Origin of the sequence: Parasphingorhabdus sp. (assembly GCF_036964675.1) — a bacterium.
In the GTDB taxonomy this organism is placed as follows: domain Bacteria; phylum Pseudomonadota; class Alphaproteobacteria; order Sphingomonadales; family Sphingomonadaceae; genus Parasphingorhabdus.
This window is the reverse complement of the sequence record NZ_JBALTF010000024.1, coordinates 30,875-33,668: the sequence shown is the minus strand read 5'-3', so window position 1 is coordinate 33,668 and position 2,794 is coordinate 30,875. Positions and strand designations below refer to the sequence as shown.

3 protein-coding genes are annotated in these 2,794 nt (G+C 56.0%); all 3 read left to right on the top strand.

Annotated elements, in window-relative coordinates:
• Window positions 1–168: 168 nt before the first annotated feature.
• A complete protein-coding gene (yajC, locus tag V7665_RS06305) occupies window positions 169–501 on the top strand; it encodes a preprotein translocase subunit YajC (protein WP_335663684.1) in 333 nt (110 codons plus the stop codon).
• Between the two features lie 27 nt (window positions 502–528).
• The gene (secD, locus tag V7665_RS06300) at window positions 529–2,133 is read left to right on the top strand and encodes a protein translocase subunit SecD (protein WP_335663683.1); all 1,605 of its coding nucleotides are present in this window, start codon (window positions 529–531) and stop codon (window positions 2,131–2,133) included.
• Window positions 2,130–2,794, top strand: a 665-nt coding sequence (secF, locus tag V7665_RS06295; protein ID WP_335663682.1) for a protein translocase subunit SecF, incomplete at its 3' end; no start/stop codon positions are given. The genes secD and secF, both read left to right, overlap by 4 nt.

Here is a 2,794-nt window from a genome sequence, read left to right as displayed (position 1 = left end):
CTTGGCAAGTCGTTTGCGTCTGGAATCCAACCTTTCCCGCATACGGATTCCATTGCACGCTCGACAAGCTCGTGATAGGCGCGCGCAACATCTGGGTTGACTGGTCAGGGGCTTGAAACAGGAGCCCGGGCACCACACATAAAAATTTGCAATTATCGGGACGATTTCATGACAACAATATCCATATTATCTGCAGCAGCTGACGCCGGCGGCGCCGGAAGCTTTCTAATTTCGGTCATGCCGCTGGTGCTTATCTTCGCGGTTTTCTATTTCCTGCTCATCCGGCCCCAGCAAAAGAAGATGAAAGAACATCAGGCAAAGGTTGGTTCGGTCAAGAAGAATGACGAGGTCGTGACCGGCGGCGGACTGGTTGGCAAGGCGGTCAAGGTCGACGATGAATATGTCGAAGTCGAAATCGCCAGCGGCGTCCGCGTCAAAGCGGTCAAGGCGACACTGACCGATGTCATGCCACGCGGCGGTGCCAAACCTGCGAACGACTGAACGCGGTGATATAGAAAGTTAGTTTCGATGCTCGATTTCCCGCGCTGGAAAGTCATTTCCATTTCTCTGCTGCTGGCCTTTGGCGTGCTGATGGCCATTCCCAGCCTGATCGGCGAGAGTGGTCAAAAATATTGGCCGAGCTTTTTGCCAAATGAAACCATCAATCTGGGGCTCGATCTTCAGGGTGGCAGCCATATCTTGCTGGAAGCAGATCCAGCCGATGTCGCGACCGCCCGGCTCCTGACGATGGAAGAATCGGTGCGTGCGGAAATGCGCCGCGCCACTCCGCGCATCGGCATTGGCGATATTTCCCGTCGCAACGGGGTGTTGAGCTTCATGGTCCGCGACAGCACCCAAGTCGATGCCGCGCGCGATGCGATCGTCCCGCTTACCTCAGGTGCCGGACTGACCGGTCAGCGCGACTGGGATATTGAAGTGCGCGATGATACGCGCTTTGTTTTGACTCCGACCGCAGCGGGTCTGGAAAATGCCGTCGAAAAGGCGATGGAAACGGCAACCGACGTTATCCGCCGCCGTATCGATGAAATGGGCACCCGCGAGCCGACCATCCTGCGGCAAGGTGACAATCGAATTGTGGTGCAGGTCCCGGGGCTGGATGATCCGGAAGCGCTCAAGGCTTTGCTCGGACAGACCGCTAAGCTGGAATTCAAGCTGGTCGACTTTTCTGCCGATCCCAATGCAGTGGCCGCAGGCCGGGCGCCAGTGGGCAGCCAGATTTTTCCTTATCCCGACAATCCGGCCGGAGTTCCGAATATTGCGGTCAAGCGCTTGGGCGGAATCAGCGGCGACAAGCTGACCGATGCCGGGCAGGGCTTTGACCAGCAAACCAACGCGGCGGTGGTCAATATCACCTTCGATAGCGAGGGCGGTTCAAAATTTGCCCGCCTGACCCAGAATAATGTCGGCAAGCCCTTTGCGATCATTCTCGATGGCCAGGTGCTTTCCGCGCCCAATATCAATGAACCGATCCTCGGTGGTTCGGCTCAGATTTCCGGCAATTTCACGGTTGAAAGCGCGAATCAGCTGGCGATCGCCTTGCGATCCGGTGCGTTGCCGGTGGAACTGAAGATCGTCGAGGAGCGCACCGTCGGTCCTGATCTTGGCAAGGATTCGATCGACAAGGGCATGATTGCTGCTGTCATCGCTACCATTGCCGTGCTGACCTTCATGGTCGTCACCTATGGCCGATTTGGCATGTATGCCAATATCGCGCTGGCGCTGAACCTGTTCATCATTGTCGGGGTCATGGCTATGTTTAACGCCACGCTGACGCTGCCGGGTATTGCCGGATTTGTGCTCACTGTCGGGGCCGCGGTCGATGCCAATGTGCTGATCAACGAGCGAATACGCGAAGAGCGCAGGCGAGGGCGAAGAGTGATTCAGGCGATTGAAGTTGGCTACAAGGAAGCATCACGAGCGATCATGGATGCCAATGTCACCAATATCATTGCCGGCGTATTGCTGTTCATGTTCGGTTCCGGACCGGTCAAGGGATTTGCGGTCGTTCTGATGATCGGTATCGCTTCATCCGTATTTACCGCCGTGGTCGTAACCCGGATGTTTGTGGCGCTCTGGGTCAGACGCGCCCGTCCGCAGGAGTTGGTTATATGAGATTGCTCAAACTTGTTCCGGACGATACCAATATCGGCTTCCTGAAATGGCGCAATATCGCCATGGCTTTCAGCATCTTGACGATCATCGCCTCGCTCGGGCTGGTGGCGTCCAAGGGTTTGAATTTCGGCGTTGATTTTATCGGCGGCCAGATGATTCAGGCGACTTTTACCGAGACCGAAACAGCACCAATTTCCGAGCTGCGCGACAGTATTGGCGGGCTCGGCTATGGCGATGCAACGATTCAGCGATTTGGTGACGCCAACGAAGTGTCAATCCGGATGCGGCTGCCGGTCGAAGCGGAATCGCGCCCGGAAGCAGCCAATGAAATGACCGAAAAGATCGTCTCGACGATCAATGCCGATTATCCCGATGTCCGTATCGATGGCGTGGAGTCGGTTTCCGGCAAGGTATCGTCGGAGCTATTTGAAACCGGCGCTTACTCGCTGCTATTCGCGATGATCGCGATTTCCATCTACATCTGGATTCGCTTCGAATGGCAGTTCGGTGTTGGTGCCCTGTTCGCGCTGGTCCATGATGTCGCGCTGACCTTCGGACTGTTTGCGCTGACCCAGATGGAATTCAACCTCAATATCGTCGCGGCGCTGCTGACGATCATCGGCTATTCTCTCAACGATACGATTGTCGTGTTCGACCGGAT